Source organism: Gordonibacter urolithinfaciens, assembly GCF_900199375.1.
Classification (GTDB): domain Bacteria; phylum Actinomycetota; class Coriobacteriia; order Coriobacteriales; family Eggerthellaceae; genus Gordonibacter; species Gordonibacter urolithinfaciens.
On the sequence record NZ_LT900217.1, the window covers coordinates 3,147,436 to 3,164,463 of the forward strand.

13 protein-coding genes are annotated in these 17,028 nt (G+C 67.2%); all 13 read left to right on the forward strand.

Features of this window, described 5'->3' with window-relative positions:
- Positions 1-147 precede the first annotated feature (147 nt).
- The 13 genes from BN3560_RS13530 to BN3560_RS13590 all read left to right on the forward strand — a co-directional run bounded on the left by BN3560_RS13530 (position 148) and on the right by BN3560_RS13590 (position 17,028).
- The gene (locus tag BN3560_RS13530; RefSeq protein WP_231897409.1) at positions 148-825 is read left to right on the forward strand and encodes a TetR/AcrR family transcriptional regulator; all 678 of its coding nucleotides are present in this window, start codon (positions 148-150) and stop codon (positions 823-825) included.
- Between the two features lie 5 nt (positions 826-830).
- Positions 831-1,295 (forward strand): hypothetical protein, encoded by a 465-nt coding sequence (locus tag BN3560_RS13535; RefSeq protein WP_197702195.1) that lies wholly within the window; start codon positions 831-833, stop codon positions 1,293-1,295.
- Positions 1,296-1,509: 214 nt separating this feature from the next.
- Positions 1,510-2,178 (forward strand): response regulator transcription factor, encoded by a 669-nt coding sequence (locus BN3560_RS13540; protein ID WP_096228456.1) that lies wholly within the window; start codon positions 1,510-1,512, stop codon positions 2,176-2,178.
- Between the two features lie 16 nt (positions 2,179-2,194).
- Complete coding sequence (locus BN3560_RS13545; RefSeq protein ID WP_096228457.1) at positions 2,195-3,220, forward strand: sensor histidine kinase; 1,026 nt, start codon at positions 2,195-2,197, stop codon at positions 3,218-3,220.
- A gap of 256 nt (positions 3,221-3,476) precedes the next feature.
- A complete protein-coding gene (locus BN3560_RS13550) occupies positions 3,477-4,313 on the forward strand; it encodes an ABC transporter ATP-binding protein (RefSeq protein WP_096228458.1) in 837 nt (278 codons plus the stop codon).
- Complete coding sequence (locus BN3560_RS13555; protein WP_096228459.1) at positions 4,303-6,495, forward strand: FtsX-like permease family protein; 2,193 nt, start codon at positions 4,303-4,305, stop codon at positions 6,493-6,495. The genes BN3560_RS13550 and BN3560_RS13555 overlap by 11 nt, the downstream gene beginning before the upstream one ends.
- Before the next feature lie 90 nt (positions 6,496-6,585).
- Positions 6,586-6,939, forward strand: a complete 354-nt coding sequence (locus BN3560_RS13560) for a nitrous oxide-stimulated promoter family protein (RefSeq protein WP_224768033.1) — start codon at positions 6,586-6,588, stop codon at positions 6,937-6,939.
- 116 nt (positions 6,940-7,055) lie between these two features.
- Positions 7,056-9,188: a PTS sugar transporter subunit IIC/EAL domain-containing protein gene (locus BN3560_RS13565; RefSeq protein WP_096228460.1), complete on the forward strand. Its 2,133-nt coding sequence runs from the start codon at positions 7,056-7,058 to the stop codon at positions 9,186-9,188.
- Between the two features lie 323 nt (positions 9,189-9,511).
- On the forward strand, positions 9,512-12,394 hold the full coding sequence (gene uvrA / locus BN3560_RS13570; RefSeq protein ID WP_096228461.1) for an excinuclease ABC subunit UvrA: 2,883 nt from the start codon (positions 9,512-9,514) through the stop codon (positions 12,392-12,394).
- Between the two features lie 237 nt (positions 12,395-12,631).
- Entirely contained in the window at positions 12,632-12,862 is a 231-nt protein-coding gene (locus tag BN3560_RS13575) for a zinc-ribbon domain-containing protein (RefSeq protein WP_154270404.1), read from the forward strand.
- A gap of 100 nt (positions 12,863-12,962) precedes the next feature.
- Positions 12,963-15,707 (forward strand): molybdopterin-containing oxidoreductase family protein, encoded by a 2,745-nt coding sequence (locus BN3560_RS13580; protein WP_096228462.1) that lies wholly within the window; start codon positions 12,963-12,965, stop codon positions 15,705-15,707.
- On the forward strand, positions 15,704-16,297 hold the full coding sequence (locus BN3560_RS13585; protein WP_157780593.1) for a 4Fe-4S dicluster domain-containing protein: 594 nt from the start codon (positions 15,704-15,706) through the stop codon (positions 16,295-16,297). Before BN3560_RS13580 ends, BN3560_RS13585 begins: the two co-directional genes overlap by 4 nt.
- A gap of 65 nt (positions 16,298-16,362) precedes the next feature.
- On the forward strand, positions 16,363-17,028 hold the full coding sequence (locus BN3560_RS13590) for a TorD/DmsD family molecular chaperone (protein ID WP_096228464.1): 666 nt from the start codon (positions 16,363-16,365) through the stop codon (positions 17,026-17,028).

Genomic DNA, 17,028 nt, shown 5'->3' on the forward strand with positions numbered 1-17,028 from the left:
GCCTTTTCGCACCGTGCGGCCCTCTTGCTCTCGCGCAGCGGGGCGCCCCACCTTTCGCAAGCGGTTTATGAACATTGTTCATAAACCGCTTGCCTTGTTCTAGCGCCCCGCTATAATGGGATAAGCAAAATGAACGAGGTTCAAAGAATGATGGGAGGTGCGGCCATGGCGCGGCAGGGCATCGATCGGGCGGCGATAGCCGAGGCGGCCTACGCGCTGGCGGAGGAGCGCGGGCTGGCGGGCCTGGGTATCCGCAGCGTGGCCGAGGCCTGCGGCGTGTCCGTGGGCACGATCTACAACTACTTTCCGACGAAGGACGACCTCCTGGTGGAGGTTATCGGCACGTTCTGGCAGCGCGCCTTCCACGAGGACCTGTGCCTCATCGTGGAGGGGGAGCGCTTCGACGCCTTCGTCAGTCGGGTTTACGCGGCTATGTCCTCGGCGCTCGCAGCGTTCCGCTCGGACTGGCTGCCCCAGATCAGCGCGCTGTCCATCCAAGGACGCGACGAGGGCAAAATGCGCGAGTCCGCGACGTTCGACCATATACGCGCCGGCATGCGGGGCGTGCTGGAGGCCGACGCGCAGGCCGACCCCGGGCGCGCGGGCATCGAGCCGGCCGAGCTCGTGGCATTCGTGCTCGAGAGCATGATCGCCGGATTGTGCGCGGGCGAGCCCGACTGCCGCGTGCTCTCGGCGCTGCTGCGCGCGGGGCTCTATGGACCGGACGCGCCGGGTGCGGAAGATGCGGCAGACGGCGCGGGAAGGCTGGAGCCCCCCGCGCGCAGCACGGAAGGGGCGGCCGCGGCGGCCGCCGGGGAAAGGTGATGGCAATGCTCAAGATCTCAACGAACAAGCTCATGCTCGTAGCGGGCATCGTGTGGGCCATAGCCGGCGCGAACATCGCCAACATCGGGCTCACGGCCTACCGGCACGACTGGGGCTGGGTCATCTGGGCGCTCCTCGTGGGCTCGGCGGTGATCTTCGTGCTGTTCCATTCGCGCATCTTCCAGAAGATGGTGGGCAAGCACGCCAAGCGCATCGGCGGCTACGAGGAGGCCAAGACGAACATCCTGAAGTTCTTCGACAAGAAGGGCTACATCATGATGGCCATCATGATGGGCGGCGGCATCGGCCTGCGCATGTCGGGGCTCGTGCCCGACTGGTTCATCGCGTTCTTCTACACGGGCCTGGGCATCGCGCTCACGGTGGCGGGCCTCACCTTCCTGCTGCGTTACTTCATGAACGTGGAGCCGGGGTGCCCCCTGTTGCCGCGCACCTACGCGAAGCGCGGCTGACCGGCCGGTCTGCCAGAGCTGCTGCGGCGCGCATCGTTGCGCCATGCGGAGGAAGCGGTGCCGGCACCGCCCGAAACCAACGGGTTCGCTGACGGCACGTTGACGAAACGGTTACGGCTCGGGGGCGTTCGCGCCCCCTTGCCATAGTATGAGGGGCGAACCATGGCATCGGCCCCGAGGCGCGGTGCGAGAAACCGAGTGTGAAGGAGGCCCCGTGGCCCGGATATTCGTCGTGGAGGACGACGCGGCGCTGCGCGGCGAGCTCATGCGCCTGCTGGAGCTGCAGGGGCACGTTGCGCTGGCCAGCACGGCGTTCGACCGCATTGCCGACGAGGCGCTGGCCGCCGATCCCGACTGCGTCCTGCTGGACCTCAAGCTGCCCGGCGACGGCGGCCATGCCGTGTGCCGCGACCTGCGCCGCGCAAGCGACGTGCCCATCGTCATGCTCACCTCGTCGGACAACGAGTTCGACGAGGTCATGAGCATGAACCTGGGCGCGGACGACTACGTGACGAAGCCCTACAACCCCGCCGTGCTGCTGGCGCGCATCCAGTCGGTGCTCCGCCGCGCGGCGCGCACCGAGCCGCCTGCGCGCATCGAGCACAAGGGCGTCGTGCTGGACGTGGCGAAAAGCCGCGTGGAGTACGAGGGCCGCGGGGTGGAGCTCACCCGCAACGAGTTCCGCGTGCTGCACCTGCTCATGGAGAACAAAGGGGCCATCATCTCGCGCCAGGAGCTCATGATGGAGCTGTGGCAGTCCGACGCCTTCATCGACGACAACACGCTCACGGTGAACGTGAACCGGCTGCGCAAGAGCCTGGCCTCCATCGGCGTGCCCGAAGGCTTCCTGGCCACGCGCCGGGGGCAGGGCTACCTCGTCTGATGGGCGGTGCGCTGCCATGAGCCTGTCCGCCTATCTGCGCGACAACCTCGCGGCCATCGGCGTGGGCGTGCTGTGCTGCCTGGGCGTGGCCGGCATGCTGGCGGTGCTGGGCGTGGGCACGGACGCCACGGTGCTCGTGCCGTGTTTCGTGGCGCTGTGCGGCGCGGTGGTGCTCGGCATCGGCTACGTGCGCAGACGCCGCTTCTATACCGAGCTCGCGCGCATCGTCGAGGACCTCGACAGCACCTACTTCGCCTCGGAGCTCGTGGAGGATCCCGGCTTCCTCGAGGGGCATCTGGCCCACGAGGCGCTCGAGGCGGTGGGAAAGGCCGCGGCCGACGATGTGGCGTTCCATCGGCGGCAGGCCGAGTCGTACCGCGACTACATCGAGCTGTGGATACACGAGATCAAGACGCCCATCGCCGCCGCCCATCTCATGGCGGCCGACCTGCACGGGGGCGTGGCTGCGAAGCTGAAGGCCGAGCTGGACCGTATCGAGTCCTACGTGGAGCAGGCGCTCTACTATGCGCGCTCCACCTCGCTCGCGCGCGACTACGCCATTCGCGAGCTGCCGTTGGCCGAGGCCGTGCGAGCGGCCTGCAAGAAGAACGCGCGCTACCTGATTGAGCACGGCGCCATCCCGTCCATCGAGGTGGGGGACGATGTCTCCGTGTTTGCCGATGCCTCCTGGCTCTCCTTCGTATTGGGGCAGGTCGTGGTGAACGCGGCGAAATACGGCGCGACTGCCGTGCGCTTCACCGCGCGCGAGGAGGGCACGGGCACGAGCGCGGCGCGCACCGTGCTGGAGATCGCCGACAACGGGCGGGGAATCCCCGCTGCGGACGTCCCGCGCGTGTTCGACCGCGGCTTCACCGGCGAGAACGGCCGCGCCCAGGGCTCGGCCACCGGCATGGGCCTGTACCTGGTGGCCACGCTCTGCGAGAAGATGGGCCTCGGCGTGGGCCTGGCCTCCGAGGAGGGCACCGGTACCCGCGTCATGCTCGCGTTTCCGCACGACCGCAGGCGCAGGGACGTCGGGTGAGACGCGGGTGAGACGCGGGGACGGGGATGATGTCTCGTTTGGCGTGGCAGAGGGACGCGGACAATGTCGCATTCCCCCTGATCCTGGCGTGTTTGGAAGACATCAGGGAACGTGATATTACCCCCATCCCCCTGTCGCATCCTGTCACGGGCGCCCCACCCTTGCAAATTCGTAAGGTTGCGGTAAGCCTCTTCGATGGCGGGTGCGGCGCCGCGGACGTACTATCTTGGCAGACCCCGAGAGAAGGAGATTTGCCATGACCGAAGTTTACGCGACCCCGTCGGCGGCTTGCGCGCAGCAGGCGCCGGCCGCCTATGCGTCCGGCTCCCGGCCCATCCTGTCGGTTCGCCAGATAGAGAAGGTGTACGGGAGCAAAGATTCCGTCACCAAGGCGGTGCGCGACATCAGCTTCGACGTGATGCCGGGCGAGTTCGTGGGCATCATGGGGCCCTCGGGCTCCGGCAAGACCACGCTGCTCAATTGCGTGGCCACCATCGACACCGTGACGAGCGGCCATATCCTCGTCGACGGGCGCGACGTCACGGGGCTGCGCTCCCGCGCGCTCGCGAAGTTCCGCCGCGACGACCTGGGCTTCATCTTCCAGGACTCCAACCTGCTGGACACGCTCACCGGCTTCGAGAACATCGCGCTCGCGCTTACGGTGAAGGGCGAGCCCACCGGCCGGGTGAAACCCAAGGTGGACGCCATCGCGGCCACGCTCGGCGTGTCCGAGGTGCTGGGGAAGTACCCTTACCAGATGTCGGGCGGCCAGCGCCAGCGCATCGCCGCCGCCCGCGCCATGGTGGCCGATCCGAAGCTCGTGCTTGCCGACGAGCCCACGGGCGCGCTCGACTCGCGCAGCGCCACCGTCATGCTGGAGACGCTCGAGATGATGAACTCCTCGCTCGGCGCCACCATCATGATGGTCACGCATGATTCCTACGCCGCCTCGTTTGCAAGCCGCATCCTGTTCGTCAAGGACGGCGCCGTGTTCAACGAGATACGCAAGGGCGACACCTCGCGCAAGGACTTCTTCAACCGGATCATGGAAGTGGTCACGTTCCTGGGCGGTGACGTGCGCGATGCTCGCTAAACTCGCCTTCCGCAACATCCGCCGCTCGGTCAAGGACTACGGCGTGTACTTCGTCACGCTCGTTTTCGGCGTGGCGGTGTTCTACGCGTTCAACTCGGTGTCGAGCCAGTCCATTCTCTTCGACCTCGAGGACACGGCCTCGGCCAGCGTCTTCTCGCTGACGGGGCAGTTCCTCGGCATGTTCAGCGTGCTCATCGCCTGCGTGCTCGGCTTCCTCGTGCTCTACGCGAACGGCTTCCTCATTAGGCGGCGCAAGCAGGAGTTCGGAACGTACCTCATGCTGGGCATGAATCCCCGCAGCGTGTCGGCTATCGTGCTCATGGAGACGGCGGTGGTGGGCCTCGTGTCGCTCGTGGTGGGCCTGGCGCTCGGGTTCGCGCTTTCGCAGGGCATGTCGTTCGTCACGGCGGGCCTGTTCAACATCGAGATGACGCAGTACCGCTTCATATTCTCGTTCGACGCCTTTTTGCTCACGCTGGTGTGCTTCGCGCTCATCTTCGCGGTGACGGCCCTGTTCAACACCGTGTCCATCCGCCGCTACAAGCTCATCGACCTGCTCTCCGCCCGCTCGAAGAACGCGCGCTTCCGCGTGCGCAACCCGTGGATCAGCCTCGCCGGGTTCGTTGCGGCCGTGGGCCTGATCGCATGGGCGTACGCCACGCTCGTCGAAAACGGCCTTCTGGAGTTCGACGACGGGTTCTGGAAGGCCACGGCGCTCATGGTGGTCGGCACGTTTTTGCTCTTCTGGTCGCTTGCCGGCTTCGCCATCGCGGTGATCGAGCGCACGCGCGGCGTGTACTTCAAGGGCCTCATGATGTTCACGATGCGCCAGATAGCCAGCAAGGTGAACACGGCGTTCGTGTCGCTTTCGGTGGTGTGCGTCATGCTGTTCTTCTCGCTCACCGTGTTCTCCACCGGCATGGGGCTGGCGCGCGCCTTCAGCGGAAACATCGAGGACGGCACGGTCTACGACGCCACGCTCACGGCCAACGTGTACCTGAACCAGGGCGGCACGCGCGACCCCGAGGCGCTCGCGCAGATGACCGAGGAGGACCGCGAGTACCAGAAGGTGGCCGACGAGAAGGCGGCCGCCATCGAGGCCGACGCGGAGGCCTACGGCTGGGATATCGCCGCGAAGCTGGCCGACGCCTCGTCGGCGTGGGACGAGCTCGTGGCGAAGTCCGCTCAGATCGACGCCTTCGTGAGCGACGAGACGTCCTACGGCGAGCTCATGGGGCGCTACGGCCAGGACACGGGCAATGCGAAGCAGAACGAGGCCCTGCACAACCAGGGCGTCACGCTCATCGGCGTCTCGCAGTTCAACGCGCTCGCAGAGCTTGCGGGCCGGCCGACCGTGGACGTGGGCGAGGACGGCTACGCGGTGAACAACACGCTCGACGCCATGAAGGCGCTTTCCGAGGCGCTTGCGCGCAAGGGCGAGACGGTGGTCGCAGGCGGGCGCGTGCTCGAGTCCTCGGGCGAGCTGCGCAGCCAACCGATGGAGGACACCACGTTCTCTGCGAGCGGGGCAGAGCTCATCGTGCCCGACGCGGTGATCGCCGGCCTGCGCGCCCAAGGCGCCGTTCCCGAGCAGAGCATCCTCAACCTCATGTATCGGACGGACCGGGCCGAGGGCGACAAGCTGCTCGAGCAGGTGCTCGCCGAGGCGTCGCCCGCCAACCCGGAGGTGGCGGCATCCGGCTGGAAGTTCAGCCCGAAGCCCTGGCCCGTGACGCTGTCGTTCACGGCCGAGGAGGTGCTCGTGCAGTCGGGCGGCATGAACCTCATGATCTCGTATTTGGCGCTCTACATCGGCTTCGTGTTCCTCATCGCCACGGCGGCCGTCCTGGCCATCCAGCAGCTGTCCGAGGCGAGCGACTCGCTGCCGCGCTACCGGGTGCTCGCCGAGATCGGCTGCGACCGCCGCATGATCGTCCAGTCGCTGCGCGCGCAGGTGCTCGTGTACTTCCTCGTGCCGTTGGCGGTGGCCGTGTGCCATACCGTGTGCGCCGTGGGCGTCATCAGCGACTCCGTCATCTCTCAGCTGGGCGTGTCGGTGCTCGAGCCTGCGCTCATGACCGCCGTGCTGGTGGCGGTGGTGTACGGGGCGTACCTCGCGGTCACGTACTTCGCCAGCAAGGGCATCATCCGTGCCTCGCTGGGCAAGAAGCTCGTGGGGTAGGGCGGGGCCGCCGCGCGCTGCTCCGCCCGAGCCGCCGCCCGTCGCGTCGCGGGGAAATCCCGCTCGCGGCGCGGCGGCGGTTCTGCTACCATGTTCGCCATGGGTGACTCGCCGAAAACCGCCAAGCGCCGCGTGCGCGAGAAGCGCACCATCTCGCAGATGGTGGCGCTTTACTGCGCGGGCAACCACGACGCCGCAGCTCGCACCGAGCGCGCCCATTGCGGCGAGGCCGTGTGCGCGGACTGCGCGGCCATCGATGCCTACGCGGTGCTGCGTACCGAGCGCTGCCGCAAGATGGAGGTCAAGACCTCCTGCGAGGAATGCGGCAACCACTGCTATGCCCCCGAGAAGCGCGACGAGATCCGTGCCGTCATGCGCTACGCCGGCCCGCGCATGCTGGGGAGGCACCCGGTGGCGGCCGTGCGGCACCTGCTGGGCCGCTGAACGTCCGCGTGCGCCGCGGATCTGTTTCTCGAACGTATCCGTTCACGCCGCCCGTTGTCTCCGTTCGGGGTACAATGGCTTCGACGAAACGGTGAGGACGGGACGGAAGGGCGGGCATGCTCGACAAGGTTGACGCGCTGTTCGCGCGCTTGGAGGACGTCATGGCGTTTCAGGCCATCCGCCAAGGGCTCATCCTCACCATCCCCGTTCTGCTGGTGGGGTCGTTCTGCCTCATCTTCCTCAACCTGCCGCTCGCGCCCTACCAGGACGCCCTCGCCGGCGCGCCGCGCGTCGAGGGCCTGCTCGACCTCGTGTACGACGGTACCATGGGCATCTTCTCGCTCTACGTGTCCGTTGCCGTGGCGCTGCGCTACGCCAACGCCTGCGCCGAGCGCTTCGGGGGCTTCTTCGTCCAGGGCGCGCCCTTCGCCGCGCTCGCGGCCTACCTCATGTCCGTGGGATTCGGCACCGAGGGCTTCGATCCCATCGTGCTCAGCACGCGCTCGCTGTTCATCGCCATCGTGTGCGGGCTGGCCTCGTCGGTGCTGTACTGCCGGCTCGTGCGCCTGCGCCGCACCCGGCGGCTGTACGGCGACAGCCTGGACAACGTGTTCAACCAGGCCGTGTCGGGCCTCCTGCCCATCGCGGCCGTCATCGCGCTCTTCGGCGCGGCGAACGCCGCCGTGGCGGCGCTCTCGGGCTCGAGCTGCATCGAGCAGCTGTTCTTCGACAGCGTGAGCGCGCTCTTCCCCCTGGCCACGGCCACGTTGGGCAGCGGGCTTCTGTACCTTTTCCTGAACAACGTCATGTGGTTCTTCGGCATCCACGGCGGCAACATGCTCGACGGAGTGGCGCAGAGCGTGTTCGTGCCCGGCACGGCCGCCAACGCGGCGGCGCTCGCGGCGGGCGGCGAGCCCGTGCAGATCGTGACGAAGACGTTCCTGGACGTGTTCGCCTCTATCGGCGGGGCCGGCGCGCTGCTGTCGCTGCTCGCGGCCATCCTGCTGTTCGGCCGCCGCAGGAGCGCGCGGCGGCTCTCGGCGTTCGCGGCCGTGCCCATGTGCTTCAACATATCCGAGATCATGCTGTTCGGGCTGCCGGTGGTGTGGAACCCGGCGCTGTTCGTGCCGTTCATCGCGGTGCCCCTGGTGAACATGGTGGTGTCGTACGCAGCCATGGCGGCCGGGCTCGTGCCGCCCGTGGTGGTGGACGTGTCGTGGACCACGCCGCCTCTCGTGGGCGGCTGGGTGGCCACGGGCTCGCCCGCCGGCGCGGTGCTGCAGCTCGCGTGCATCGTGTTGGGCACGGTGCTCTACCTGCCGTTCCTACGCCGCTACGAGCGGTTGGCCGACGCCCACGCGCGGGTGCAGTACGATGCCCTGCTCTCGTCGTTCCAGGACGACGAGCGCGCCGGGCGCTCGGTCGAGCTCGTGACGGCCGCGGGCTCGCTGGGCGCGGTGGCCCGCTCGCTCGCCGAGGACGTGCGGGCCGCCGTGGACGCGGGGGCCTTCGAGCTGCGCTACCAGCCGCAGTTCGACGCTGACGGCCGCGCGGTTGGCGCGGAGGCCCTGCTTCGCATGGAGCACCCCGTGTACGGCTGGCTCTACCCGCCGCTCGTCATCGAGCTGGCACGCGAGGCCGGTGCGGGCGGCGAGCTCGAGCGCGCCGTGTTCGAGCGGGCGCTGGCCGACGCGCAGGCTGCGGAGGCGCTCGCGCATGCGGGCGAGCTCGATGCGGGTTTCAGCGTGAGCGTAAACGCCACGGCCACGATGCTGCAGGACGAGGCGGCCGTCGGCTTCGTCATCGACGCCTTCCGCGCCCGCGGGCTCGATGCCGGCCGCGTGGTGGTGGAGGCCACCGAGCGCGAGGCGCTGCTGTGGGACGCGGGCGCGCACGACCTGCTGCGCCGCGTTGCGGACGCGGGCATGCCGCTGGCCATCGATGACTTCTCCATGGGCCGCACCTCGTTTCAGTACCTCGAGACGAGCGTGTTCTCCGTGGTTAAGCTCGACGGGACCATTGCCAAGGGCGTCATGGAGAACGAGCGCTACGCCGAGATCGTCTCGTCCATCGCCGACCTCTCCGAGCACCTGGGCTTCACGGTTCTGGCCGAGTACGTGGAGACGGCCGAGCAGCGCGACGTGCTGAAGACGCTCGGCTGCTCCTACTTCCAAGGCTACCTCTACGCGCCCGCGCTGCCCTTCGACGAGATGGTGGAGCGCGCACGGCTGACGGGAACGCTCCGTTAGGGGGAACTTCTCTTTCGGGGTAGATGATTCAGGATGATGCGTCATCCCGCGCCCTGCGTCACCCTCGCGGCTGAACTAGAGGGCAGTGCCGCTGCCCCCCCCTCCCGGCACGCTGCAGCATTGGAAAGCGAACGAATTGTGCGCATCGTTTGAACGCTGGAACACGAACGTATGTTTTCGCTGGCTCTTTCCGCGCGCTGCGCTAGAATGAACGATTGCACGGAAATGATAGTTTCCCGGTAGCCTAATTTGCGACCCACGGCACGCGACGCCGGGGCACGGCTGCCGGCTGCGGATGCGCAAGAGAAAGAGCGATAAGCCACATGGGACAGAACGCCATCGTCATCAAGGGTGCCCGCGAGCACAACCTCAAGGACATCGACCTCATCATCCCGCGCGACGAGCTCGTGGTCATCACGGGTCTGTCAGGCAGCGGCAAGTCGAGCCTCGCGTTCGACACGATGTACGCCGAGGGCCAGCGCCGCTACGTGGAGAGCCTCTCCAGCTACGCGCGCATGTTCTTGGGGCAGATGAGCAAGCCGGAACTGGACAGCATCGACGGCCTGTCACCGGCCGTTTCAATCGACCAGAAGACCACGAGCAAGAACCCGCGTTCCACCGTGGGCACCACCACCGAAATATACGACTACCTGCGCCTGCTGTTCGCTCGCGTGGGCGTGCCTCACTGTCCCGAGTGCGGGCGCGTCATTCGCAAGCAGACCACCGACCAGGTGACCGACGAGATACTGGCGCTCGCTCCCGATGCGAAGGCCATCATCATGGCCCCGGTCGTCACCGGACGCAAGGGCGAGTTCGCGAAGCTGTTCGCCGACCTGCAGAAGGAGGGCTTCAGCCGCGTGCGCATCGACGGCGAGATCGTGAAGCTCGAGGCCGAGCCGCTCACGCTCAACAAGAAGATCAAGCACTTCATCGACGTGGTGGTGGACCGCGTGCAGCTGAAGGAGAGCGCCACGAGCCGCATTGCCGAGGCGGTGGAGCTGGCCACGAAGCTGGCCGACGGGCGCGTGCTCGTGCAGGTGCTGGGCGAGGACGGGCAACCGCTCGGCGAGGGCGGCGGCAAGTCGAGCGGCGCTACGGGTGGCCTCGGCGCCGGCGAGCATATCTTCTCGCTCGCGCTTGCCTGCCCCGAGCACGGCCATTCCATGGACGAGCTGCAGCCGCGCGACTTCTCGTTCAACGCCCCCTACGGTGCCTGCCCGGACTGCCTCGGCATCGGCAGCCGCGAGGAGGTGGATCCCTCTCTCGTGGTGCCCGACCCCTCGCTCACGCTGGCCGAGGGCGCCATCGCGCCGTTCAAGACGGGCAACTACTACCCGCAGGTGCTGCGCGCCGTGGCCAAGCACATGGGCACCGACGAAAACACGCCCTGGGAGGACATGCCGAAGAAGGCCACCGACGCGTTGCTCTACGGCCTGGGCGACGACAAGGTGCGCGTGGACTACGTGACCGTGGACGGGCGCGAGACGTACTGGTACATCGAGTGGGAAGGGGCGCTCGCCGCCGTGCAGCGCCGCTACCAGGAGGCCCAGTCCGACAACCAGCGCGAGAAGCTGTCGGAGTACTTCGCCATCGTGCCGTGCCAGACGTGCGGCGGCAAGCGCCTGAAGCCGGAGATCCTGGCCGTGACGGTGGGCGGCAAGTCCATCCACGATGTCACCGAGATGAGCGCGGCCGATTCGCTCGACTACTTCGAGGGCCTGGCCTTTCACGGCTCCGAAGAGCATATCGCCGGTCCCATCGTGAAGGAGATCAAGGCGCGCCTGCGCTTCCTGGTGGACGTGGGCTTGGACTACCTCACGCTCGAGCGGGCCACGGCCACGCTCTCGGGCGGCGAGGCGCAGCGCATCCGCCTGGCCACGCAGATCGGCGCGGGCCTCATGGGCGTGCTCTACATTTTGGACGAGCCGTCCATCGGCCTGCACCAGCGCGACAACGAGCGGCTCATCGCCACGCTGGAGCGCCTGCGCGATTTGGGCAACACCGTCATCGTGGTCGAGCACGACGAGGACACCATCCGCAGCGCCGACTACGTCATCGACATGGGCCCGGGCGCGGGCGAGCACGGCGGCGAGGTGGTGGCGGCCGGCAAGCCCGACGAGATCGTGAGATTCGAGGGCTCGCTCACGGCCGACTACCTTTCGGGCCGCCGCACCATCCCCGTCCCGGAGAAGCGCCGCAAGCCGCGGCGCGGGTCGCTCAAGCTCACGGGCGCCTCGGAGAACAACCTGAAGAACCTGACGCTGGAGGTTCCCTTCGGCACGCTCACCGTGGTCACGGGCGTGTCGGGCTCGGGCAAGAGCTCGCTGGTCACCGACACGCTGGCACCGGCGCTCGCGAACCGCGTGAACCATGCGCACCGCCGCTCCGGCAAGTACAAGAAGATCACCGGCCTGGACAAGATCGACAAGGTCATCAACATCGACCAGAGCCCCATCGGGCGCACGCCGCGCTCGAACCCGGCCACCTACATAGGCCTCTGGGACGACATCCGGGCGCTGTTCGCCAGCACGCAGGAGTCGAAGGCGCGCGGCTACGGGCCGGGGCGCTTCTCCTTCAACGTGAACGGCGGCCGCTGCGAGGCCTGCAAGGGCGACGGCCAGATCAAGATCGAGATGCACTTCCTGCCCGACATCTACGTGCCCTGCGAGGTGTGCGGCGGCGCGCGCTACAACCGCGAGACGCTGCAGGTCACGTACCGCGGCAAGAACATCGCCGAGGTGCTGGACATGACCGTGGACGACGCGCTGGCCTTCTTCGAGAACATCCCCGGCATCAAGCGCAAGCTGCAGACGCTGCACGACGTGGGTCTGGGCTACATCCGCCTGGGGCAGCCCGCCACCACGCTTTCGGGCGGCGAGGCGCAGCGCGTGAAGCTGTCGAGCGAGCTGCAGCGCCGCCAGACCGGCAAGACGTTCTACATCCTGGACGAGCCCACCACCGGCCTGCACTTCGAGGACGTGCGCCAGCTCTTGGAGGTGCTGGAGCGCCTGGTGGACGCCGGCAACACGGTGCTCGTCATCGAGCACAACCTGGACGTCATCAAGTGCGCCGACCGTATCATCGACCTGGGACCCGAGGGCGGCGACCGCGGCGGCACCATCGTGGCCCAGGGCACCCCCGAGGAAGTGGCCGAGGTCGAGGGCAGCTACACGGGAGCCTTCGTGAAGAGGATGCTGGAGGCGTAGGCTCCCCGGCGCACGCCGTCCCCGTTCGGACGGCACGCTGGCAACAGAAGAAAACGAAGCGGCGAGCGCCTGGCGCTCGCCGCTTCGTTTTCTGCGGCGCAGCAACGCTTCCGCAGGGCCCCGTCGTCTTCAAGGAAAGATCACCACCCCTTGTCACGTGTTTCCGGTGGTTTCAGATGCCCGGGCGCTTCCTATACTTTCTCGACAGGAGGACAGCAATCGAGAAAGGAGGAGACCATGTGCTTCAGACCTGCAGACGTGAAGGCCCAGGCCAATACCTGCCGCAAGTGCGGCGCGGACAATTTGGAGTATGCGGCTATCTGTGAGAAGTGCGGGGCCGAGCTCGAAGGGCCCGACGCCGCCGCCCCGGGGTTCGCCGCCCCGGCAGGTGCACCCAAGGCACCAGGCGCGCCGAAAGCGCCGAGCGCCCCGAAGGCACCGGGCGCGCCGTCGGCTCCGATGGGGTGATTGCATCCCGCCTCGGAAGGCCTGTCGGCATAGCACCGGCGAGGGCCCGCTGCGGGGCGCCGCATCGCAAGGCAAGCGATCGAAACACGAGGAACGGAGGATGAGAAACGTGGAGAATGCTCAGACAGGCACCGAAGGCGAGACGAGGAAAGTCTATGCCGGCTGCCGATCCTGCCACCTGAACTGCCCTGTGTGGGTGACGGTGAAGGACGGGCGCGCCGTCAAGGTCGAGGGCGACCCGAAGCTCGGTCCGCCCAACATGGGCAAGGCATGCGTGAGGGCCTCGGAGGCCATCCAGTTCGAGTACAGCCCGACGCGCCTGCGCTACCCCCTGAAACGAGCGGGGAAGCGCGGCGAGGGGAAGTGGGAGCGCGTCTCATGGGATCAAGCCGTGGACGAGATCGCAGCCAAGATCCATGAGATGGTGGAGAAGCACGGCGCGGAGACGTTCGTGCTCCCGGGACGCACCGGGCGCCATGACATGGGTTGGGTCGCCCACCGCATCGCCCGGACCATCGGCACCCCCAACAACTACTACGGGGCCATCCAGGTTTGCTACCTGCCGCAGTTCCACGAGCAGGTCAACTACGGGTTCTACACGGCGACCGGCGGCGGCTCGGCTGCGACGAAATGCCACGTGAGCTTCTCCGCCGAGCAGGCCTACGCGTGGCCGATCCAGGCGCAGACCATCATGGCGAACAAAGAGAACGGCATGAAGCTCATCGTCGTGGATCCCGTCCAGGGAGTCTATGCCAGCAAGGCGGACGAGTGGGTCCCCGTGCGTCCCGGCACCGACGTCGGCTTGATCATGGGCATGGCGAAGGTGATCATCGACAAGGGCCTCTACGACAAGGACTACGTCGTGCGCTGGAGCAACGCCCCCTTCCTGGTGCGGGGCGACACGGGCGGTTTGCTGCTTGAGAGCGACATCGTGGAGGGCGGCAGCGACAAGCGCTTCATGGTGTGGGACGAGAAGGAGGACCGCCTGAAGTACTGGGACGCCGAGGAGATCCAGTGGGAGGGCGGCCCCTCCGGCAAGGCCCATTACGACCATCTGGTGGAGCTGTTCGAAAAGAACAAGACCTCGACCGAGAAGTCGCCGGCGGCCGACCTGCCCGACTCCATCATGCCCGCGCTGTTCGGCGAGCACGAGGTGGAGCTCTGCACGCGCGGAGGAAAGATCACCTGCATCCCGGCCTTCCAGATGCTCGCGAACAACGTCGCGGAATGGACGCCCGAGCACACCGAGTCGATCACGGGCGTTCCCGCCGACCAGGTGGAGCGCGTGGCCACGATGATCGGCACGCTCAAACCCGTCGACATCAACCAGGGCATGCAGTACATGTCCACGAACGTCTCGCAGTACGTGAACGCCATCAACGTGCTGAAGATCATCACCGGCAGCGTGGACGTGGCGGGCGGCAACGTGCTCGGCGCCTTCTACCCGGTGACGCCGCACGCCTTCCCCAGCGAACTCGACCTTTCCTGGGCCGACGGGCTGCCCTTGGAGCAGAAGCGCAAGCGCCTCGGCTACTACACGCACCGGGTGGGCTGCGGCTACGCCTGGGAGGAGATGGTGAAGTGGCAGCCTATCCGCCCGCAGAACGCCGACGGCGCCATGCTGTTCCCCGACCTCACGAGCGTCATGGAGGCGGCGGAGACGGGCCGTCCCTATCCCGTGCACGGCATCATAGCCATCTCGTCCAACTGGCTCATGCACGATCCCACCCTCGCGCGCTGGCTCAAGCTGCTCGAGGACGAGACGAAGATCGAGCTGCACGTGGTCACGGACGTGGTCATGACCCCGACGGCCGAGATGGCGGACTATGTGCTGCCCGCCGTCACCTGGATGGAGCGCAACTTCCTCAACTTCGGCACCGGCGGCGGCTCGAGCCCGCTGCACCAGGCCTACAACAAGGCCGTCGAGCCCCTCTGCGAGGCGCGCCACGACTACGATTTCGGCGCGATGCTCTCCAAGGCGCTTGGCAAGTACGACAAGCGCTACGTTGAGGGCCGCCTCAACCACGAGTGGACCAACCACTGGGCGGGGGAGTACGGGAAGTTCTGGCCCGCCGACACCATCGACGGACAGCGCGACCTCCTGTCCCGCGAGTTTTTGGGCATGCCGTTCGAGGACGTGCTCAAGCGCCGCGTGGTGGCGGTCCCCGGTGCCGACACGCCGCCGTCCACGGAGCGCTTCCTGATAGCCGGGAAGTTCCCCACCGACACGGGCAAGGCGAACCTGTTCTCGACGATCCACCAGAAGTGCGGCTACCCGCCCCTGCCGGTGTACGTCGAGCCGGCCGAGTCCCTGCTGTCGCGCCCCGACCTCGCAAAGGACTATCCGCTGGTTGGATCGTACGGCAAGCGGCAGGCGGGCTTCTTCCACTCGGAGTTCCGCCAGCTGCCTTGGACGCGAGAGATGACGAGGACGCCCGACGTGTTCATCAACCCGGAGACGGCCGCGCAGTTCGGCGTCGCCGAGAACGACTGGATATGGGTGGAGTCCCCGCCCACGGGAGGGCGCGCCCCCTACAACAAGATCATGGGCAAGGTGTCGTTCAGGTTCATGGTCGCTCCCGGCATTGTCTCGTACTCCCAGCACGCGTGGTGGCGTCCCGAGAAGACCGTGGAGGAGGAGCTGCACGGTGCCTTCGAGTGGAACACCGAGGCCCTGATCGAGGTGGAGAACAACTGCCCCGAGACCGGATCGGGCGGGTACCGCTCGCAGATATGCCGTATCTACAAGGCAACCGAGGAGGATATCGCGCGCTACCGGCCCGAGATCACGCGCGAACAGCTCGAGGCGCTCATGCCCATGACCCCGGAGGAGTGTGCAAAATGACGCAGCTAGGTTTGGTCGTATCCCTTGACCGTTGCATGGACACGCGCGGCTGCATGGGGGCGTGCAAGCAGGAGAACAACGTCGACCTCGGCGCGTTCTGGGTACGCACGTACACCTCCACCACCGGCGGGTTCCCCGATGCGGAGACGTACTTCATCCCGGTGATGTGCCAGCATTGCAGAAAGCCCTCCTGCGTTCCGGCCTGTCCCGAGCAGGCGATACGCAAGCGCGAGGACGGAATCGTCGTCATCGACACGGCACCTTGCGCCGCCTGCGGGGGGAAGGAGTGCATGGACGCCTGCCCCTACGGCGCCATCAGCTACAACGAGCGCGACAACACGGTGGGGAAGTGCGATATGTGCGCTGCCCGCGTGGACCAGGGGCTCGCTCCCGCCTGCGCGTTCGCCTGCAACTCGAACGCGTGGATGTTCGGGGACGTGGACGATCCCGAGAGCGGTATATCGCAGGTTCTCGCAGCGATGGGCGACAACGTCCACCAGCTCAAGCCGGAGACGGGCAACGAGCCCTCCTGTTACTACCTATTGAGCTCGAAGCGGTGGCAGGACATGGACGGGCTGCGCGCCCGCTAGCAGGCACGCCGGCAGGCCGGGGCCTCTGCCCCGGCCTGCCGGGAAACAGGGAAGGAGGGGCTTCGATGGAGAACCATGATGCCCTCGGGGAAGGTTTTTGCAAAGCTCAGGCCGAGCGTCTGAGCCTGCTCGCCCGGATATTCTGGAACGTCGCCGACCGCGAGGCGCTGGAATCGCTCGATCTCGCCCCGTTCGACGGCATGGGAGAGGCCGTCGAACGGGCGAGGGAGGGCGTCGAGCGGGACCGGAGGCGCGCGCTCGCCGACGACGGCGCGGCGCGCGACCTGAGGGTGGAGTACACGGCCCTGTTCGCGAGCTCGCGGCTGGGCGCGCCCCTGCCCTACGAGTCGCTGTATGCCGACGGAGGGGGCCTTCTCATGCAGGGGGCCCGCGACGAGGTGCGCGAGCTGTATCGGGCGGGCGGTTACGCTGCGGGGCAGGAGGACGGCGAGCCGGAGGACCATCTTTCGAACGAGCTGCGCTTCCTCGCCTTCCTGTACGATCGGGCACGCCTCGCCCAGGAGGCGGGGCGGGACGCGGAGAGGGACGGGGCGCTGTTGGAGGCCTCGGCGTTCAAGGAAGCGCATCTGGCCAGATGGGTCCCTTTTTTCTGCGACCGCGCGTCCGCTACGGCCGAATCCGATTTTTACCGAAGCATCCTGGTCCTTCTGAGGTCGTGCGTGTGCGATCGGGCCTCTTGCCAGGATAGTGCTCACCCAGAGAGGGGATGA